The organism is Erythrobacter sp. EC-HK427 (assembly GCF_902498745.1).
Lineage (GTDB): Bacteria > Pseudomonadota > Alphaproteobacteria > Sphingomonadales > Sphingomonadaceae > Alteraurantiacibacter.
The window spans coordinates 227,665-248,044 of sequence record NZ_LR701479.1; the positions used below are offsets into that span (position 1 = coordinate 227,665).

General features: G+C 62.1%; 12 protein-coding genes. 5 read left to right on the forward strand and 7 right to left on the reverse strand.

Annotation, left to right across the window (positions count from 1 at the left end; all coding sequences use genetic code 11):
* Positions 1-22: 22 nt before the first annotated feature.
* Positions 23-3,460 (reverse strand): TonB-dependent receptor domain-containing protein, encoded by a 3,438-nt coding sequence (locus GC121_RS01190; protein ID WP_151972325.1) that lies wholly within the window; start codon positions 3,458-3,460, stop codon positions 23-25.
* 509 nt (positions 3,461-3,969) lie between these two features.
* Here GC121_RS01190 and GC121_RS01195 point away from each other — a divergent pair.
* Complete coding sequence (locus GC121_RS01195; RefSeq protein ID WP_234421053.1) at positions 3,970-7,242, forward strand: TonB-dependent receptor domain-containing protein; 3,273 nt, start codon at positions 3,970-3,972, stop codon at positions 7,240-7,242.
* 171 nt (positions 7,243-7,413) lie between these two features.
* On the opposite strand, the gene clpB is transcribed toward GC121_RS01195, so the two are convergent.
* Positions 7,414-9,993, reverse strand: coding sequence for an ATP-dependent chaperone ClpB (gene clpB, locus GC121_RS01200; RefSeq protein ID WP_151972329.1), 2,580 nt, complete (start codon positions 9,991-9,993; stop codon positions 7,414-7,416).
* A gap of 181 nt (positions 9,994-10,174) precedes the next feature.
* Between clpB and GC121_RS01205 the strand changes: the two genes are divergently transcribed.
* From GC121_RS01205 to GC121_RS01220, 4 genes are all read left to right on the forward strand, one after another.
* A complete protein-coding gene (locus GC121_RS01205) occupies positions 10,175-13,069 on the forward strand; it encodes a pitrilysin family protein (protein WP_151972331.1) in 2,895 nt (964 codons plus the stop codon).
* Positions 13,070-13,105: 36 nt separating this feature from the next.
* The gene (locus tag GC121_RS01210) at positions 13,106-13,414 is read left to right on the forward strand and encodes a hypothetical protein (protein ID WP_151972333.1); all 309 of its coding nucleotides are present in this window, start codon (positions 13,106-13,108) and stop codon (positions 13,412-13,414) included.
* Positions 13,415-13,437: 23 nt separating this feature from the next.
* The gene (gene chrA, locus GC121_RS01215) at positions 13,438-14,625 is read left to right on the forward strand and encodes a chromate efflux transporter (RefSeq protein ID WP_151972336.1); all 1,188 of its coding nucleotides are present in this window, start codon (positions 13,438-13,440) and stop codon (positions 14,623-14,625) included.
* 81 nt (positions 14,626-14,706) lie between these two features.
* Positions 14,707-16,059 carry an AarF/ABC1/UbiB kinase family protein gene (locus tag GC121_RS01220; protein WP_151972339.1) on the forward strand — a complete coding sequence of 451 codons (1,353 nt, stop codon included), beginning with the start codon at positions 14,707-14,709 and terminating at the stop codon, positions 16,057-16,059.
* Here the strand turns inward: GC121_RS01220 and GC121_RS01225 are convergent.
* The 5 genes from GC121_RS01225 to gatB form a co-directional block, all read right to left on the reverse strand.
* Positions 16,056-16,511 (reverse strand): tRNA (cytidine(34)-2'-O)-methyltransferase, encoded by a 456-nt coding sequence (locus tag GC121_RS01225; protein ID WP_151972342.1) that lies wholly within the window; start codon positions 16,509-16,511, stop codon positions 16,056-16,058. The genes GC121_RS01220 and GC121_RS01225 overlap by 4 nt on opposite strands.
* Positions 16,512-16,551: 40 nt before the next feature.
* Positions 16,552-17,067, reverse strand: coding sequence for a hypothetical protein (locus GC121_RS01230; protein ID WP_151972344.1), 516 nt, complete (start codon positions 17,065-17,067; stop codon positions 16,552-16,554).
* A gap of 114 nt (positions 17,068-17,181) precedes the next feature.
* The gene (locus tag GC121_RS01235) at positions 17,182-17,928 is read right to left on the reverse strand and encodes an OmpA family protein (protein ID WP_151972347.1); all 747 of its coding nucleotides are present in this window, start codon (positions 17,926-17,928) and stop codon (positions 17,182-17,184) included.
* Positions 17,929-18,057: 129 nt separating this feature from the next.
* Positions 18,058-18,783 carry a hypothetical protein gene (locus tag GC121_RS01240; protein WP_151972349.1) on the reverse strand — a complete coding sequence of 242 codons (726 nt, stop codon included), beginning with the start codon at positions 18,781-18,783 and terminating at the stop codon, positions 18,058-18,060.
* A 31-nt stretch (positions 18,784-18,814) separates the two neighbouring features.
* Entirely contained in the window at positions 18,815-20,311 is a 1,497-nt protein-coding gene (gatB, locus tag GC121_RS01245) for an Asp-tRNA(Asn)/Glu-tRNA(Gln) amidotransferase subunit GatB (RefSeq protein ID WP_151972352.1), read from the reverse strand.
* Positions 20,312-20,380: the final 69 nt, after the last annotated feature.

Consider the following 20,380-nt stretch of genomic DNA (forward strand, 5'->3'; position numbering starts at 1 on the left):
TCGTTTCGGTGCGATCAAGCGATCAGAAGCGGAAGTTGATCGAGCCGAAGAATTCACGACCGTTGAGGTCATAACCGTTACCAATGGCAACGTTCGAACGGCCGAACACTTCCGAGGTATCGATCAGCGGCGGTGCGTCATTGAAGACGTTGGTCACACCGGCGCGGAGTGTGATGTCGTCGTTGAAGTCGTAGCGCAGCGAAACGGTGTGCACGAAGTAATCGTCAGCGAAGTCGACGTCGGCGCAATAGTTGCCGTCGCCTGCCACGATCCCGTCAAGGTTGCCTGCGGCGTCGCGCGAACCGGCACCAAGACAGGTGTCGGAGAACACGCCGGTGAACTCGCCAGCTTCGTTGTAACCCCAGACGTCAACGAACGGATCGGTCGCATTGAAGGCTGAGGTTGCACCAATCCAACGGGTCGACCAGGTCAGGACGAAGTCCGAATAGGCTGCTGCAAAGGTCGCACGGCCAGTCCAAGCCGGGAAGCCAAAGGTGCCAGCTGCCTCGAACGAGTCTTCGTTACCTGCATCATCGAGGAAGATCGTCTCACGACGGATCAGGTGGTTGGCCCGCAGGTTGACCGACAGATCGAGCGTTTCGTTTCCGAGCGCAAGCTCGTAAGCGAGGTTGGCGTTCAGATCGATACCGCGAACCGTTTCCTGGTTGACGTTGATGAAGCCGGCGAAGACTTCATTCACCAAACGGCGGCCGCTCGGGTCACCATCATAACCGATGAAGTCGCACAGATTGCTGCGTTCGGCATTCTCGCTGAGGAAGCAGCCATTCACCACCGACTGGCCGGTCGGTTCAATGATCGCCCCCGACACTTCGATGTTGAAGTAGTTGAAGCCGAACGAGAGATCGAAATCACCGAAACGTTCGTTGATCGAGATACCTGCGGTCAGTGATTCCGAGGTTTCGGGATCGAGATCGAGGCTACCGCCCGAAGTGATTTCGGTGCTCGATGTCTGGAACGTATTGATACCCGAGCTATCGATACCGACGGTGGTCGGATCGCGCCCTTCGCGGCGGCAGTTTGCGAGCACGAACGGCTCGCGGGTATCGTCGCCCGGACGATAGCCCGTACCACCCGGAAGCGAGGGCGAGGTGTAGGCCGCTGCAGGAACGGCGCACGGGTCGAAGATCCCGCCGAAGCCCGACTGACCGGCGAGGAAGTTCTCGCGCAGGTTGGGCGCACGGAACGACGTACCGTAGGTCATACGCAGCAGAACCTGCGGGATCGGCTGCCATCCGGCACCCAGCGAGTAGGTGGCATTGGTACCGTAGAACTCTTCGTCACTGACACGACCAGCAGCCTTCAGATCGAAAGTACCGAAGGTGTCGGATTCGAAGACCGGGATGTTGATTTCAGCGAAGCTCTCGAGGATGTACTTGCTACCCTGCGCACCCTGGTCGGCGAAGAAGCCCCAGAACAGGCCGTCCGAAGCAACCAGTCCGGGCTGCGAGTCGAGCGAGTCCACGCGGTATTCGCCGCCGAGCACGACCGAAAGCGGGCCGGCGGGAAGCTCGAACAAGTCACCGGTGATGAACGCCGATGCGACAACCTGCTCGTAAGTGGTGTCGAAGGTACGTTCACCGAACAGGTAGTCACGTTCTGCCTGCGTCGCGAAATCACCGGCGGGGCCGGGGAGATACAGCGAGGTGGCGAAAAGGTTGACCGGAACACAACCCTGACCGATGCCCGGTGCAAGCAGCTGCGGGTTGGCAAAGGCAGTGCCGCAAGGGCCGTCTGCCAGCATCGGCGAGACGGTGCGCGAGATGTAATCATCCGCCACGCCGTTGCCGTTGTTGTCGACGATTCCGTCGCCGTTGAAGTCGGCGGTCGGGTCGATACCGAGAGCGTGGGCGAGGAAGTCTTCACGGATACCGCGACGCAGCGAAGTACCTTCGGAACGCGAATAGACGACCGACGCTTCATAGCTCCAGCTGTCACCGATGAAGGGCAGATCAAGCCGGACGCCGAAGACGCCGCGATACTGTTCCTGCACGCTTTCCACGTTGTTACGGTCGCCGATGATCGACGGGATCGGCTGCACCGGCAGACGGAAGCCCGTGCTGTTCACCGGACCGAAGCCATAGGTGTTGGTGAAGTAAGCATTTTCCCCGGCACGGCAATCCACACCATTGGGATTGCTGATGAAGTTACAGGGGTTGAACGCGTTGGTCGACGGAACCCACGGGAAGAACTGCGGCGCACCACTGTTCGCCACCGTCACTTCGGCACGGCTGTACAGCGCTTCGAAGAACGGCGTGATGTTCAGATCAGTGCCGAGATTGTATTCGCCATAGGCCATGACGTTGTACAGGCTCTGCGGGCTGATGAAAGACTGGTTCGGGTCGTTACCGTTAATGGTACGGGTCGCCAGATCAACGTCCTGGAAACCGTCACCATCGGCGTCAACCGGCACACCCAGCGCGTCGTTCGTTTCCGACAGGAACGGGATGTAATAGTTGCCGGGGAAGCCGAGTCCGAGGCCACGATCCTGATCGTCGATATAGAGCGAACCGCCAAACGTGTTGTTGACGAAAATACGGCCGGTGATCCGCTCTAGCTTACAGGGCTGGACGAGCGAGGTAATCCGGGTTCCGAGTTCGTTGACGCTGATCTGCTCGTTGCGAGCGGCCGTTGCCACGTCATCGCGGTAGATATTGCCAGCCTGGTCGAATTCGTAGTGGGTGTTACAGCCACGGAAGAAATCGCGATCGCCGTTCAGCACTTCGTCACGGCGGGAATATTCCGCACCGATACCGAAGAAGCCGCGATCGAAGGTGGTGCCCCAAGCGCCGGAGATGGTGTAGTCGTCACCGCCATTGCTCTGTTCGTTCTTGTTGCCGCTGGCGAAGAACTCGAAGCCGTCAATGTCGGTGCGAAGCACAATGTTACCCACACCGGCCACAGCGTCCGAGCCGTACACCGACGACGCACCGTCGAGCAGCAGGTCGTAACGCTGGATCAGCGAAGTCGGCAGCAGGTTGATCGACGGGTTGGTCGGCGCGCCTTCCACACCGGCAGGTGCGAGGCGGCGGCCATTGATCATGAGCAGCGTACGGTCAGCACCCAGACCGCGCAGGTCGAGAGTTTGCGAACCCGGGCCGTTGTTCAGCACAAAGCCCTGGAAGGTCGCATCGATCTGCGTACCGGCGGCAGCTTCCGAACGCTGCAGGATTTCCGCAGCATCGAACTCACCAACGTCGCGCGCGGCTTCGCTGTCGAGCACCTGCAGCGGCGAAATGCTGTTATACGTGTCGGTGCGGATACGCGAACCGGTAACAACGATGCGCTGCTCCGGTGCTGCGGTTTCCGGATCGGCGACCGAAACCTCTTCTTCGTCTTCAGGATCAACTTCCTGCGCAAAGGCCGAGCCACCGGCCAGCAACGCGACTGCCGAAACCGACAGTGCGAGACCCGAAAGGGCGTTCTTCTGAAATTTTTTCATGTGTGTCCCATCCACCTTGAGAGAACTTCGATTCACAAACCGTTCAGCGCGCCGGAGCAAAGGTGCGGGGCTCCAACAGCGCCGGGAAACGATCTGCAGGGGTAAGCTGCGATTGATTCACGCTGTGACGCATGACTGCAATACAGTCTGCAACATGTCAAAATGCCATGCAGGCAGTTTGGCGCATTTCCTCACATTAGAAACGATCTGTGGCTGAAAAAACACACTTCGGCATGTTGCGCAATTTTATTGCGCGGAGTGCATGCTTTGGCGTCGCAGACCCCCAGCCGCGTCGCGGCACCTGTCGATTGGTTGCCCACCTGTTGTTGCAGTGCAACATAGTCGCACCAAAATCGGCAACCCGGGCGTCTCCAAATTGCAATAATGGGCGTTTTCCAACAGGCTTTCCCCTCCGTGAGACAGTTTTGTTCAGCCAGAAGGGGCTCCTTGTTGTGAAATTCCAATCCTCCCTCCGCGCGGCTTGCGCACCATTCGCTATTTCGGTTGCCTTGTGTTCGGCACCAGCCTTTGCGCAGGACGCTGCGGGAGCTTCGGAAGATCCCGAAGGCGATCCGATTGTCGTGGTCGGCTCGCGCATCCAGCGCGACGCGAACGAAGCCGCCGCCGCCCCTGTCGCCACGGTTTCCGTCGCCGACATCCGCGAAACCGGCGTGATCGACGCAACCGATGCGCTGCGCGAGATTCCCGCCCTTTCGAACTCGGGCACCGTCGCCGACTCGCTGCAGAACGGTGCAGGCGGCATCGGCCAGGCGACGCTGAACCTGCGCGGTCTCGGCGCGGTTCGCACGCTTGTGCTGGTTGACGGGCAGCGCCACGTTTCCGGTGTGGCGGGCAGCCAGATCGTCGACGTGTCGACCATCCCCACCGGCCTGATCGAGCGGGTGGAAGTGCTCACCGGCGGCGCGTCCGCAGTCTATGGTGCCGACGCTGTGACCGGCGTTGTGAACTATGTGCTGCGCGACGATCTCGACGGCTTCCTGCTCGATGGCGTGGCCGGCTTGTCGGGCAATGGCGACGGCTTCACCACGTCGATCGATGGCGCATACGGCATGAACTTTGCCGGCAATCGCGGCAATGTCACGCTGGCAGTCGGTTACTCAAACACCCAGCAATTACTGCAGGGCGACCGCGAGTTTTTCGCCAATAACGGCCGCTTCAACACCGGCACGACCTATCCCAGCCCGCTGCTGCGCTTCCAGCGCGGTGACATCAGCGATGCCACGCCGAATTTCCGCGATTTCTTCAGCATCGCCAATTTCAGCTTCCCCATCGGCTTCCGCATTCCGCTGCCGGGCTCGGCGGATTATGACGCGATCTTCACCGGCGGCGTCACCCCGACAGCGGCCGAGCAGGCTTTGATCGACCGCGCCACCAATGCGCCTGCGCTGGCTTACCAGTCCGATCCACGCTTTGCGATTTCGTCCGATGCCGGGCTGATCTTCCGTCGCGATTTCGGCTTCTTCGATGCCGACATCAACGCGAACGGCATCAATGACTGTCAGGAAAGCTTCATCGGCCTCACCGGCTTCGGCGGCGGTGGCTGTTATGTCTCCACCCCCGGCGGCGGCGTGAAGATTTTCGAGGACGGCATCATTGCCAGCTCGGGCAACCAGTTCGGCGGCGACGGCGCGCCCGAACGGTTGAGCGGCGCCACGCTGATTCCCGGCAATGAGCGCGTCTACGCCAATCTGCTCGCCAATTACGAGCTGACGCCTGGCGTCGAATTCTTCGTCGATGCCAAGTATGTGAATTCCTACACGGAATCGCAGAATCCCTATAACACCTTCTACGATTCGCTGCTGATCTTTGCCGACAACCCCTACATTCCCGATGTGCTGCAAGCCGATGCGGATGATGCGGGCGGCCTGCGCGTCAGCCGCGACTTCACCGACCTCGGCCTTGCCCGCCAGTTGGCCGAGCGCGAGACCTATCGCGCGGTTGCCGGCCTGCGCGGCGAATTCGGCGGCACCGACGAATTCGCATGGCAGGTCTCGGCAAATTACGGCCGCTTCGAATCGCGGATCGAGAACGAAAACACCGTTCTGCCCGACCGCCTGTTCGCCTCGATCGACGCGGTGGATGAAGGCGAGTTTCTCAATGGCCGGGCCAACGGCAATATCGTTTGCCGCTCGTCTCTCGATCCCAACGCCCGCCACCCGGGCAGCCAGTTCTTCCCGGTGATCGATGGTGGTTTCTTCACCTTCAACCCGGACGACGGCAGCTGCGTCCCCTCCTCGCTGTTCAACGGCACAAATTCGGTCAGCGCCGCGGCGGTGGATTTCATCACCGAAACGACCGTCAACACCACCACGCTCGAACAGCTGGTTTTCAGTGCCAGCCTTGTCGGCGATACAAGCAGCTTCTTCGAACTGCCGGGCGGCGCAGTCGCCTTCGCGGTGGGCGCGGAATACCGCGAGGAGCGCAGCAATTTCGAATTCGATCCGCTGACGCTAGGCATCGCGCAGATCACTACGCCGGATATCAATGCCGGCCAGTTCATCGGGGATGTCTCGGGCAACCAGCAGCTGGTTTTCGACGCGCAGACGCAGGTGTTCAATTCGGGCGGCCAGTTCGACGTTGCGGAGATCTACGGCGAAATCAACATTCCGATCCTGTCGGCCGTGCCGTTCTTCGATACACTCGAAGTGTCGGGCGCCGCGCGCTTCTCGGAATATTCGACTGTCGGCAGCACCTTCACCTGGAGCGTGAGCGGTATCTGGGCACCGGTGGAAGACATCCGCTTCCGCGGCACCTATTCGCAGGCAGTGCGCGCACCGAACATCAACGAGCTGTTCAGCCCGCAACAGGGCACGGTGTTCCGCCCGGCAGATCCGTGTGACGTCTCGCAGATCGCGGTGCTCGATACGGCGGCGGCGGCCAACCGGCAGGCCAATTGTATCGCCGACTTCCAGGCGCTGGGCGCTGCGGCAAGCGCCTATTCCACCAACGGCGTATACGATTATGCCGATCCGCTAACGGCGCGCTTCTCCGGCACAACCGGCGGCAACCCGGCGCTGAACGAGGAAACGGCAACGACCTACACCTTCGGTGCAGTCATCCAGCCGCGCTTCATTCCGGGCCTGACGCTTTCCGCGGACTATTACAACATCGTGATTGAAGACGCGATTTCCGCCGTTGGTGCGCAGGACATTGTCGATACGTGTTACGATTCGACCGCTTTCCCGAACCAGTTCTGCGGCCAGTTTACCCGCAACGACGATCCCGGCAGCCCGACTTTCCTCGGCTTCAACTTCCTCAGCCAGACGCAGTTGAACTTCGGCAAGATCGAAACTGCCGGTATCGACGGCACCATCGCCTACCGCTTCAATATCGGCGAGTTCGATATCGGCACGCGGGCTTCGGTCAACTGGGTCGATTATCTCGACTTCTTCTTCGATCCGACCGATCCGACGAATGTCGATCCGGAACTGCGCGAAGAGCAGCGCCCCGAATGGGCGGGCGTCGGCTCGGTCAGCATTGGCTATGGCGATGTCACGCTGCGTTACGGCCTGCAATATGTCGGCAGCACTGCGTTCTCGGGCATCGAGATCGAAACCGCCGATGCACAGGTGGGCCCAGCAGGCTTCGCGGATGAATATTTCATCCACGATCTGGCGATCACTTACGACGCGAGCGACAGCATCTCGATCTATGGCGGGGTGAACAACCTCACCGACGAGCGGCCTTATCCGACGAACTTCGCCTATCCGGTGAACCCGTATGGCAGCTACTACTTTATCGGGATTTCGGTGCGCAATTAAGCGCGCGATCATCGCAAACTGAAAGGGCGGGGAGCGATCCCCGCCCTTTCTGTTTTTTCTCCCCTCCCTTGAGGGAGGGGCCGGGGGTGGGTGTGCGACATCATTGCCGTCGAACCCCCATCCCCACCCATCCCCAAGGGGAAGGGCTTTTTTGGGCCACAACAATGGTGTTCAGCTGACAACCATCTCCAGCGCGCCCTCGCCTTCGTCAATCCGGACGGTGGAGCCATCGGGCACTTCGCCTGCCAGCAGCTTTTCAGCGAGCGGGTCTTGCAGATAACGCTGCACCGCGCGCTTCAGCGGCCTTGCGCCATACACCGGATCATAGCCGACGCGGCCCAGCCACTTTTTTGCGCCCTCGGTCAGGTCGAGCACGATCTTGCGGTCTTTCAGCAGCTTCTGCACCCGCGCCACCTGGATATCGACGATGGGGGCCATGTGCTCCTGCGCCAGCCGGTGGAACAGCACGATCTCGTCCAGCCGGTTGAGGAATTCGGGGCGGAAATGGCCGCGCACCACTTCCATCACCTGATCCTCCACCTCCTCCACCTTCTGCTCCGCACCGAGGCTGGACAGATACTGGCTGCCCAGATTGCTGGTGAGGATAATCAGCGTGTTGGCAAAATTGACCTCGCGCCCCTGCCCGTCGGTCAGGCGGCCATCGTCGAGCACTTGCAGCAGCACATTGAAGACATCGGGATGCGCCTTCTCGACCTCGTCGAACAGCACGACCTGATAGGGCCGCCGCCGCACGGCTTCGGTCAGCACGCCGCCTTCGTCATAGCCGACATAGCCGGGAGGCGCGCCGATCAGCCGGGCGACTGCGTGCTTCTCCATGAATTCGCTCATGTCGATGCGCACCATCGCGTTGTCGTCGTCAAACAGGAAGGCGGCGAGCGCCTTGGTCAGCTCGGTTTTGCCGACGCCCGTCGGCCCAAGGAAGAGGAAACTGCCCATCGGCCGCCCCGGATCCTGCAAGCCTGCCCGCGCGCGGCGCACGGCTTTGGACACAGCGGTAATCGCCTTTTCCTGCCCGATCACCCGCTTGCCCAGCGCCTCTTCCATCTGGAGCAGCTTTTCGCGCTCGCCTTCCATCATCTTGTCGATGGGGATGCCCGTCCACCGGCTGACGACGGAGGCGATATCATCCTCGGTCACCTCTTCCTTGAGCAGCGCATTCTCGGTGTGCGAGCCGGCTTCGGCCAGCTGCTTTTCAAGCGCCGGAATGGTGCCGTATTGCAGCTCGCCCGCCTTGGCGAGATCGCCACTGCGCTGCGCCTGGTCGAGTTCGATCCGCGCGGCATCAAGGTCTTCCTTGATTTTCGCCTCGGCGTGGATCTTGTCGCGCTCGTTCTGCCAGCGGGTGGTGAGTTCTGACGATTGCTGCTCCAGATTGGCGAGCTCTTCGCGCAAGGCAACAAGCCGTTCCTTCGATGCCGTATCGCTTTCCTTGGTAAGCGAATGCTCCTCGATCTTGAGCTGGATAATCCGCCGGTCGAGATTCTCGATCTCCTCGGGCTTCGATTCCACTTCCATGCGGATACGGCTGGCGGCTTCGTCCATCAGGTCGATCGCCTTGTCGGGCAGGAAACGGTCGGTGATGTAGCGTTCGGACAATTTGGCCGCTGCAACAATCGCGCCATCGGTAATCCGCACGCCGTGATGCAGTTCGTATTTTTCCTTGATGCCGCGCAGGATCGAAATCGTATCCTCGACGCTCGGCTCGTCGACATAGACCGGCTGGAAACGCCGCTGGAGCGCCGCGTCCTTCTCGACATATTTCTGGTACTCGTCGAGCGTGGTTGCACCAATTGTGTGCAGCTCACCGCGCGCTAATGCGGGTTTCAGGAGGTTGGACGCATCCATGCTTCCCTCGGACGCGCCCGCGCCGATGAGGGTGTGCATTTCATCAATGAAAAGAATGATTTCGCCGTCCGCACCCTTCACCTCGTCGAGCACGGATTTGAGCCGCTCTTCAAATTCGCCGCGATATTTCGCGCCCGCGATCATCGAGCCGAGATCGAGCGCCATCAGGCGGCGATCCTTCAGGCTGTCGGGCACGTCGCCATTGGCGATGCGCAGCGCAAGTCCCTCTGCAATCGCGGTTTTTCCGGTGCCGGGTTCGCCGATCACCACCGGATTGTTCTTCGTCCGCCGGGCGAGAATCTGGATGACGCGACGGATTTCCTCGTCCCGCCCGATCACCGGATCCAGCTTCCCGTCCCGCGCTGCCTGCGTCAAATCGCGGGCATATTTCTTCATCGCGTCATAGGTCGCCTCGGCATTGGCGCTGTCGGCATTCTTGCCCTTGCGCAGCTCCTCGATAGCCGTGTTGAGCGCCTGCGGAGTGATCCCCGCATCGGCGAGTGCCTTGCCAGCCTTGGTCTCCTTAGCCAGCGCGAAAGCGAGCAACAGGCGTTCGACGGTGACGTAGGAATCGCCCGCCTTGTCCGCCACTTGCTCGGCGCTATCGAGCAGCCGCACCGAATCATTGTCGAGCCCCGGCGTCGCCTGCGCGCCCGTTCCGCTGACTGCAGGCACCTTGGCAAGCAGCGCGTCAACCTGCTGCACCGCCACACCCGGATTGCCGCCCGCGCGCTGGATCAGCGCGGCGGCCATGCCTTCTGAGTCCTCCAGCAGAGCCTTCAGAATATGCTCGGGCGAAATGCGCTGGTGCGACATCCGGATCGCCACGGTCTGCGCGCTTTGCAGGAAGCCCTTGGCGCGGTCGGTGAATTTTTCGAGATTCATGTGCGTGTTGTCCCCTCTCGGAATTACCCTCGACACATAGTGTTGCACTTACGCAACACAAGGGGCGTTGGCCCGCATTTTTCGATCATTGGTCGAAAATATTGCCATTGCAACCACGCGCAAAGCCGGTTGCGCGTGAAACGGCTTTCCCTGTGCAATGATCGTGCTAACAGTCGCGCCCATGAGACTCCGCACCACGCTCCGCTCGCTCCTTCCCGCAACCGCTGCTTTGGCCCTGATCGGCTGTGCCACTGTCGAAGCGCCGCCCGTCGCCGTCTCCGATCCGGTGGTGGCCGAGCCTGCAGCGGAGCCCGAAGTTGAACCTGCCAGCCTCGAAGCGATTATCGCCGATTTCCAGGTTCCGTATGAAACCTTCACGCTGGAAAACGGCCTGCAAGTGGTGGTGCATACTGACCGTAAGGCGCCCATTGTCGGCGTCACGACCTACTACCGCGTGGGATCCAAGCACGAACCGCGCGGGCGCACCGGATTTGCGCACCTCTTCGAGCATCTGATGTTCGGCGGCAGCGAAAATGTGGAGAATTTCGACATTCCGCTGGAAGCGGCAGGCTCCACCAGCACCAATGGCTCCACCTGGTATGACCGCACCAATTATGTCGAAGTCGTGCCGACCGGCGCGCTCGATCTGGCGCTGATGATGGAAAGCGACCGTATGGGCTATCTGCTCGGTGCGGTGACGCAAGAGAAGCTCGATAACCAGCGCGGCGTGGTGCAGAACGAAAAGCGGCAGGGCGATAACAGCCCCTATGGCCTTGATGATTACGTCATCAATGAAGAACTGCTGCCCGTCGGCCACCCCTATCGCCACTCGACGATCGGTTCGATGGCCGATCTGTCCGCCGCTTCGCTGGAAGACGTGCAGAGCTGGTTCCGTGACAATTACGGGCCGAACAATGTCGTCCTCGCGCTGACTGGCGATATCGATGCGGCCACCGCGCGCCCGATGGTCGAACGCTGGTTCGGCGATATCGAACGCGGGCCCGATGTCGTGACGCCAGAGGCCGGGCCGGTCACGCTGGCCGCACCGATTGTCCGCGAGATCACCGATCAGGTGCCGCTGACCCGCGTCTATCAGGCGTGGACGGGCCCCGGCATGGAACACCCCGATGCCGTGCCGCTGCAAATCGGGATGTCGATCCTTGGCGGACTGAATTCCTCGCGGCTCGATAACAGCATGGTGCGCGGCGAAGAGCTGGCGACCAGCGTTTTTGCCTATTCGCAGCAGCACGAACAGCTTTCCTTCCTGCAAGCGCAGGTCGATGTGGCAAGCGGCGTTTCGCGCGAGGCAGCGCAGGCCGCGCTCGAAGCGGAAATCACCCGCATGATCGCCGAAGGGCCGACGCAGGAGGAAATCAACCGCGCGGTCACGCAGATCGCGGCAGGCGCCATCGGTTCGCAGCAGCGCGTGGGCAACTTCGGCGGCAAGGGCGAAATGCTTGCCGAAGGACTGCTTTACACGGGCAACCCCGGCTTCTTCATCGGTGAACTGCAACGCATGGCGATGCTGACGCCCGAAGACGTGCGCGCGGCGATGGAACGCTGGCTGACCCGCCCCTCCATGACGCTGGTGGTCAGCCCGGGTGAGCGCACGCTCGACGGTGCACTGCTCGGCGGCTGGGGCGACGAGGCGACGACGCCCGCGCCCGAACCCGATGCCGGCAGCGCCGTCGCGGTCGCCCGCACCGGCCCCGAACGCGCTCTGCCCGCACCCGAACCGGTGGGCGCGCTGACTTTCCCCAATGTCGAGCGCGCCACGCTGTCGAACGGCATCGAAGTGGTGCTGGCGCGGCGCGAGGCCGTACCCCAAGTCTCGCTGGCGATGATTTTCGAAGCGGGCTCGGTCGCCGATCCCATCGGGCAGGCGGGCGTGCACGAAACCATGGTCGATCTGCTGGTCGAAGGCACGACCAGCCGCAGCGCGCTGCAAATCGCGCAGGAACAAGAGGCGCTCGGCGCTTTCCTTGGTGCCGGTGCCGGAGCGGAAACGACCACTGTGTCGCTCACCGCGCTCACCGCCAATCTGCGCCCCTCGCTGGCGCTGATGGCCGATGTGGTGCGCAACCCCGCATTCGCCGAGGGCGATGTCGAGCGGGTTAAGAACCAGCGGATCGCCGGTATCGAGCAGCAGCTTGCCAATCCCGGCGGGCTCGCCTCGCGGGCCTTCCTGCAGCAGGTCTATGGCCCCGCCCATCCCTATGCCTTCGCCTCGACGGCTGGCGATGCGGACGTGGTCGCGGCGCTGACTCCGGCTGACCTTGCGGCTGAACACGCCGAATGGTTCCGCCCCGATCTCGCCACCATCACCGTGGTCGGCGATGTCAGCATGGCCGAGCTCACCAGCGCGCTCGAAGGGGTGTTCGGTGATTGGGAAGCACCCGCCAACGCGCCCTCGCCGCGCAATATCGACGCGCCGGTTCCGGCCCCCGCCACCCGTCTGGTGGTGGTAAACCGGCCCAACTCGCCTTCCAGCTATCTCGTGCTCGGTCGCCTGACGCCGTTCCGCGGCCAGCCCGAGGGCTTCGAGACGATCGAACTGGCGAACGAAGTGATGGGCGGCGGTTTCCTCTCGCGGCTCAACACCGATCTGCGCGAAACGCGCGGCTGGACCTACGGCATCAGCAGCTTCATCGCGACCGCCGAAGGGCCGCGCCGCTATCAGGTGCAAACGCAGGTGCAGGCAGACCGCACGGCGGATTCGATCCGCGTCATCCTTGACCAGATGGCCGCTTTCCCCGCCACCCGCCCCGTCGATGCGGTGGAATTCCAGCGCGTGACCGATGGCAATATCCGCAACCTGCCCAACCGTTTCGAAACCAACAGCCAGGTGCTGGGTGCGCTTGTTTCCAACATCCTGCTGGGCCGCGATCTGCGTTACCAGTTGAGCCTGCCCGACATTTACCGCGCGGTGGATGCCGATGCGATCAATGCGGCCGCGGCCACCTATCTCCAGCCCGATGATTTCGTGATCGTGGTGGTGGGTGACCGCGCGACCATCGATCCGCAGCTGGAGACGCTGGGCATGGATATCACCTATATCGACGCCGAAGACCTGTAACAGCGCGGCGCGCACAGTCATTTTCAGGAGAGAGTTATGAGCACCGTTGGCGGCACCTATGATTTCGTCGTGAACACCCCCATGGGCGAACAGACCGGCGAAATCACCATCGTTCCCAACGATGACGGAACCGGCTTTAACGGTTCGCTCACCGGCACGCTGGGGCAAATGGACATCCGCGACGGCACGATCAGCGGGGATACGCTGAACTGGAAGATGAAAATGAATATGCCGCTGCCGATGACGCTCGATTGTGAAGCCACCGTTGCTGGTGACGATGTAAAGGGCACTATCGATGCGGGTATGCTCGGCAAAATGGCGCTGACCGCAACGCGCAAGGCCTGATCCCAGAAGCGCGGCACCGGACGGTGACCGCTCCTCCGCCCATCACCATTTCGCTGCCCGGACTGTTCGGCAAATTCCTGCGCTTTGGCGCGCTCGCTTTTGGCGGGCCGGTCGCGCAGATTGCCATGGTGCGCGAGGAACTGGTTGACCGGCTGGGCTGGATTTCCTCCGACCGCTTCAATCGCCTGCTCGCGGTGATGCAGGCGCTGCCTGGCCCCGAAGCGCACGAATTGTGCGTGCATATGGGCATCGTGGCGCGCGGGAGGCTGGGCGGGCTTCTGGCAGGCCTTGGCTTCATGTTGCCCGGCTTTCTGCTGATGCTCGCCTGCGGCTGGGCCTATATGCGCTTTGTCGCGGGCAATGCCGATCTGGTGACGCTGCTGACTGGCGTACAGATTGCGGTGCTGGCGATCATCCTGCGGGCGATCCACAAGATCGGCGGCCACATCCTGACCAATGCAGATCTGTGGGGGATCGGCCTTGTCGCGCTGGTCGCGACGGTGGCAGGCGTTCCGTTCTGGATTACCCTCGCGGTCGCTGGCCTCGCCTATGCGGCCAATCTGCCGAGGGGCGCTGCGCCGATCATCCTCGCACTGGTTTCGCTCGCCGCCTGCGCGCTGCTGCCTGCCTCGCCCGATACCGGCATCGTGCAGACGATGGCGACCGGTGCCGCCGCGCCGCTCGCATTGTTTCTGGCGGGGCTCAAGGGCGGGCTGCTCACCTTTGGCGGGGCCTATACCGCCATCCCCTATGTCCGCGCCGATACGGTCGGGCGCGGGTGGCTCGACGATGCACAATTTCTCGACGGGGTGGCGATTGCCAATGCCCTGCCCGCGCCGCTGGTCATTTTCGCCACCTTTACCGGCTATGTCGCAGGCGGTTTTGCTGGTGCGCTGGCGATCACCGCCGGGATGTTCCTGCCTGCCTTTGCCTTCTCGATGCTGTTCTTCGAGCGGATGGAGGCGCTGCTCACCCAGCCGCGGCTGCACAGCCTGCTCGACGGCGTGGCGGCGGCGGCAGTCGGCGTGATCGGCGCGACTTTGGTGGATCTCGCCTTGGTGTTGCACGAGCGCATGACAGCGTCGTTGGTCGGCGGAGCGATGTTCCTGGCGGTGCTGGCGGGCGCCTACCGGCTGAAAGGCGCATGGGTTGCCCCAGCACTGATCGGAGCGGGCGCGATGGCGGGGCTTTTGCTGGGCGGCAATTTGTAGGCTGCAACTGTCGGGAGAATACGGGAACCAGCAGGGCACCTCGTTCCTTCTGTCTGCACTGCCCACGAGAAAGCCCCCGCCATGGATGACGACGCCCCCGACAATTACCGCAGCCGAGCGGTGCCCAGCAGCCGTGCCGCGCGGCTCGGCGCGTTCGGGCGACTGGCGGGCGGCGTTGCGGGCGGTGTGCTGGCTGAAGGTGCACGGCGGTTGGCGCGCGGCGAGCGTCCGCGTCTGCGCGATGCGATGCTCACCCCTGCCAATGCAGCGCGGCTGGCGGATCGCCTGTCGCACCTGCGCGGTGCGGCGATGAAGATGGGGCAGATGATCAGCATGGATGCGGGCGATATGCTGCCGCCCGAGCTCGCCCAGATTATCGCCCGCGTTCGCGAGCAAGCCGACCGGATGCCGCCGAACCAGCTGCGCGACGTGCTCGATGCCGAATGGGGCAAAGGCTGGCTCGCCCGTTTCAAGCACTTCAACCCGCGCCCGATTGCCGCCGCCTCCATCGGCCAGGTGCACAAGGCGACGACCAAGGACGGGCGCGATCTGGCGATCAAGGTGCAATATCCCGGCGTCAAGGAAAGCATTGATGCCGATGTCGACAATGTCGCCACCTTGCTGCGCGTCTCCAGACTGCTGCCCGCCGAACTCGACATGAGCGTGCTGTTGGAAGAGGCGAAGCGGCAATTGCACGAAGAAGCCGACTATGTGCGCGAGGGCGAGCAAATGATGCTCTACCGGCAGCGGCTGTCGGGCGAGGATGGCTTCGTGGTCCCCGCCATGGCGGAGGAATTTTCGACCGGGCGGGTGCTCGCCATGGACTTCATCCCCGGTCGACCGGTGGAGGAAGCGGAATCCGCCGCGCAGGACGAACGCGACCGCATCGCCCGCACCATCATCGCGCTGGTGCTGCGCGAAATGTTCGAGTTCGGCGTGATGCAGACCGATCCCAATTTCGCCAATTATCGCTATCAGCCCGATACCGGCAAACTGGTGCTGCTCGATTTTGGCGCAACCCGCGTGGTCGATCCGGCGGTGGTGCAAAGCTATCGCGGCTTGCTGGTGGCGGGCCTTGCGCAAGACCGCGATGCCGTGCGCGCCGCCGCGCTGGAGGCGGGCTTTATCAGCAATGCCATGCTCGCCTCGCAAGGCGCGCGGTTTGACCGGATCGCCGACATCATCATCACCGAACTCAACCGCCCCGGCCCGTTCGATTTCGGCGACCGCGCTTTTGTCTCCGTCATCCGGGACGAAGGCATGGCCATCGCCGAAGACCGCAGCGCGTGGCACATCCCGCCGGTGGAAACGCTCTTCGTCCAGCGCAAGATCAGCGGCACCGCGCTGCTTTGCGCACGGCTGAAGGCGAAGGTGGAAGTGCGCGAATTGTTGCGGCCTTACGTGGCGGGCGGAGTGGAGAGTGAGGCGGCCTAAATCTTCCCCCGCAGCGCCTGATACGCCGCCGCTGTCACCGTGTTCGCCAGATTGAGCGAGCGGATGTGTTCCGACCGCATCGGCAGGTGGAACAGCCGGCCCGGATGCCGCTCGATAATCGCGCGCGGAATGCCCTTCGTCTCTTGCCCGAACACCAGCAGCGCATCATCGGGATAGTCTGGTTCGTAAAAACTGGTGCTACCGAATTCCTCGAAAAGGAACAGCTGGCCTTCGCGCGGTTGCCGCTCCGCGAGGAACGCCTCCCATGAAGCAAACTCCGCCAGCCGCACATGGGTCCAGTAATCCAGCCCCGACCGCTTCACCCTCTTGTCGGTAATGGTGAAGCCCAGCGGATGGATCAGCACCAGCTCCATATCCAGCGCCACGCAGGTGCGCCCGACCGCGCCAGTGTTGCCGGGAATCTCCGGCTGGATAAGGACGATAGAGGTCATGGCGGACGTGCCTTACCGCCGCCACGCCATGATGCCAGCCTTACTTCGCCTTGTAGCCGAAGCGCGCTTCCCACTCTGCCAGATTACCGGCGGCGAGCAGTTTCGCCTGTTCGACCCATTCATCGCGGGTGATGCGGCCCTTGAAGCTGCCGAGATGCGCATCGACTTCGGCGACTTCGCGCTCGCCCCATTCGGCGATCTGGTCAAACCGGCGCACGCCGAAGCTGTTGCACAGCGCGCAGAGTTTGGGGCCGATGCCGTTGATCTTGGTGAGATCATCATCTTCGCCCACTGCAGCGGCGATATTGGGCGCAGCCATGGCGGCGGCGACGGGTGCCGCAGCGGCCATCGGCTCTGATGCCGGAGCCTCAACCGTCTCTGGTTCGGCTACGGGTTCGGGCGCAGGCGCAGGCTCGGGAGCCGGTGCCGGAGCAGCCGCAGGTTCAGCCGCGCCAGTCACGCGCTGCATGTGCGCCCAGATCCACCAGCCGGTGGCAAACCCGATGGCAATCGCCAGCAGGAAACGGATCGGATTGTCAAAAATCAGTTCAAACATCGCGTCATCCTTCCCGTGCGGGTTACTTCTGGCCCCAGATCAGCCAGGCAATGCCAAGGCCAAGCAGGAAGGCGATGATGAGCAGGAGCCAGCTTTCCATAAGCAGCGGCATGATTATTCTCCCTCTGCCGGAGTGGCCGGGGCGGTGCCGCCGGAAATGTCGAATTCGATGCGGCGGTTGGCGGCGTTGGCTTCTGCCGACGCGCCTTCCATCACCGGTTCGCTCGATCCCTTGCCGGTCGCGGAGATGCGTGCTGCGGCAATCCCGCGTTCGGTCAGCGCAGCAGCAACCGCGTCAGCGCGCGCCTGGCTCAACGTCTGGTTGACCGCCGGGCTGCCGGTCGCATCGGTATGGCCTTCAATCGCCACCGCGAGATCGGGGCAATTGCCAAGCGCTTCGGCGACTTCGGCCACCACGGCGAGCGAACTGTCAGGCATATAGGCGCTGCCGCTCTGGAAATTGATGACCTTGCCCGCCATCACTGCGTCGATATCCGACTGGCAGGCGACGACCTCGGCGCTTTCGGTCGCTTCACCGGCGTCCGCCGCCGGAGCCGCTTCGCCGGAACCATCAGCAGCATCGGTAAACTCGACCCCGCCCATACCCGGAATGGCGAGCAGCGCCGCGCGGATGCGTTCCCGCTCGGCCGGATCGGTCACGCCCGAAATCACCGCCACGCGGGCGAGCGGATCGCGCTTCATCGCGAGCGTCGCGCCATCGGGCAGGCCGAGGCCATCCAATGTGCTTTGCGCCGAGCTTTCCAGCCCGTCGATATACTCCGCGCCCGTCATCGCGTGCGCCCCCCAAGCGAGCAACGACGTAGCCGCCGCGCCGACGAGAAACTTGCCGAATCCTGTCATGGTAAACGTCCCCTTCACCACGCTGCTTACGGAGATTCCGTTGGTCGTAAAGGGAGATGCTGATGGGCTGAGATGATTTTACAAAATTTATCCTGGAGCGAAGCATCATAGCAGCGCAAATAGCCAGCTCTAGTAGATTGGCTCGAGGTTCCATCCCGTAAGCTGCAACAGATGCAAACCCAAATTCCGCACATTGCCAGTTTCGGGAGTCCACCGTTCGTAAAACGAGTAATCGCCGTTCTCGACGACTTCGAGAATCCACTGCGCTCCATCGTTACCGATATTACAAGATACCGCCGCTTCGTTTTCCAAATCGTTCTCGGCAATAACTGCCATCAAATCTTCCCATTCGGCAGAGGACAATTCGCGCTCCAAAGTTCTAAGGAATTCCCCGGGCTCGTAACCTCCAGCCCCGGAAAGACGCTTCGCCTCTATGCTCGCTTGACCTGGCCCATCCTCGTGAATCCTCACAATCATTGGCTGATCGAAGGTTCGCAGCCAGATAAATCTGATGTGCAGTCGCTCAGGAGAGCCTGCGGCCAATTCTGTCAGAGGCGGTTCGCCCGCTGCATTCAAATGAGAGCCGTACCACTCGGCCGAAAACTCATCCAAGATAGTTGGATTGTCGATTGCAGGATAACTGCAGCCACTCTGGGTGGTCAAAAGATAGGAAGGAAAAAGCTGACCGTCTAATTCGCTAGCCTCGGCAAGAGGCACTGGAGCAATAATTGCTCCGGCATCTTCGGGGAAGAAGGGATCAAGCTCCACGGTGTCAGGCTCGGTTTCGGCGCAAGCGGCGAGCAACAATAAAGCACCCAAGCTGCAAACCGGCGAAAAGACATTTACCAACAACATGAGGTTAGCTTAGCAAGAAGCTGGCGCAATCCTACCCCAGCTTGTCCTTCAAAATCTGGTTCACCACAGCCGGATTTGCCTTGCCCTGCATCGCTTTCATCGTCTGGCCGACGAAGAAGCCGAACAACTTGTCTTTCCCGCTGCGATATTCATCCACCTTGTCGCCATTGGCGGCGATGATCGCGTCAATCGCCGCCTCAATCGCGCCGGTATCGCTCACCTGCTTCAAGCCTTCAGTCTCGGCGATCTCGTCGGGTTCGCGGCCGGTTTTCAGGACGATTTCGAAGATTTCCTTCGCCTGACCGCCCGAAATCTCGCCCGCATCCTGCATCTTCAGGATTGCCGCCTGCCGCGCGGCGGTGGCGTGGCTCGCATCGGCCTCGTCACCCAGCGACTTGATCACGCCCGGCGCGACCGAGAGCGCCCAGTTGGCGACCGGCGTCGCCACCTTCGCCTCGCTTTTCCCGAGCGCCTTGGCAGTTTCCGCCAGCAGCGTTTCAAACCGCGCGAAGGTTTCCACCTCGGCGGTCAGTTCGCGCGCATTATAGGGCGTCAGGCCCAGCTCGTTTTCATACCGTGCGCGCTTGGCGTCGGGCAGCTCGGGCAGGCTGGCGCGGCATTCGGCAAGGAAGCTGTCGTCCAGTTCCAGCGGCAGCAGGTCAGGATCAGGGAAGTAGCGGTAATCATGCGCGTCCTCTTTGGAACGCATCGTCCGCGTAGTACCGGTGCCCGGATCGAACAGCCGCGTTTCCTGATCGACCGTGCCGCCGCTCTCGATCAGATCGACCTGGCGGTTCGCTTCATATTCGATCACCTGCATCACGAAGCGCACCGAATTGACGTTCTTCGTTTCGGTGCGGGTGCCGAATTCCTCGCCCGGCTTGCGCACGGAGACGTTGACGTCCGCGCGCATCGAGCCTTCTTCCATATTCCCGTCGCAACTGCCGACATAGCGCAGGATCGCGCGCAGCTTGCGCACATAGGCCCCCGCCTCCGCAGGCGAGCACATATCGGGCTTCGAGACGATCTCCATCAGCGCCACGCCCGTGCGGTTGAGATCGACATAGGACATGGTCGGGTGCTGGTCGTGCATCAGCTTGCCCGCATCCTGCTCGACGTGAATGCGCTCGATCCCGATCACCTTGTCTTCGGGAATGCCCGCTTTCTCGTCAGCGTCGATGGTGATCGAACCTTCGCCGACGATGGGGTGATAGAGCTGGCTGATCTGGTAGCCCTGCGGCAAATCGGCGTAGAAGTAGTTCTTCCGGTCAAACCGGCTCCACGCATTGATCTGCGCGTCAATCGCCATGCCGGTGCGAACCGCCTGCCTGATGCATTCGCGGTTGGGCACGGGGAGCATCCCCGGCATCGCCGCATCGACCAGAGAAACCTGGCTGTTCGGCTCCGCCCCGAACGCGGTCGCCGCGCCGGAAAACAGCTTGGCGTTGGAAGTGACCTGCGCATGGACTTCGAGGCCGATCACGACTTCCCACTCGCCCGTTGCGCCCTGAATTGTGTAAGTGCTCATGGCCATTGCGAATAAGCCAGCGGCGCGCAAAGGAAAAGGGGCTTTGCGGGCTTTTCTGATCGCGCGCGA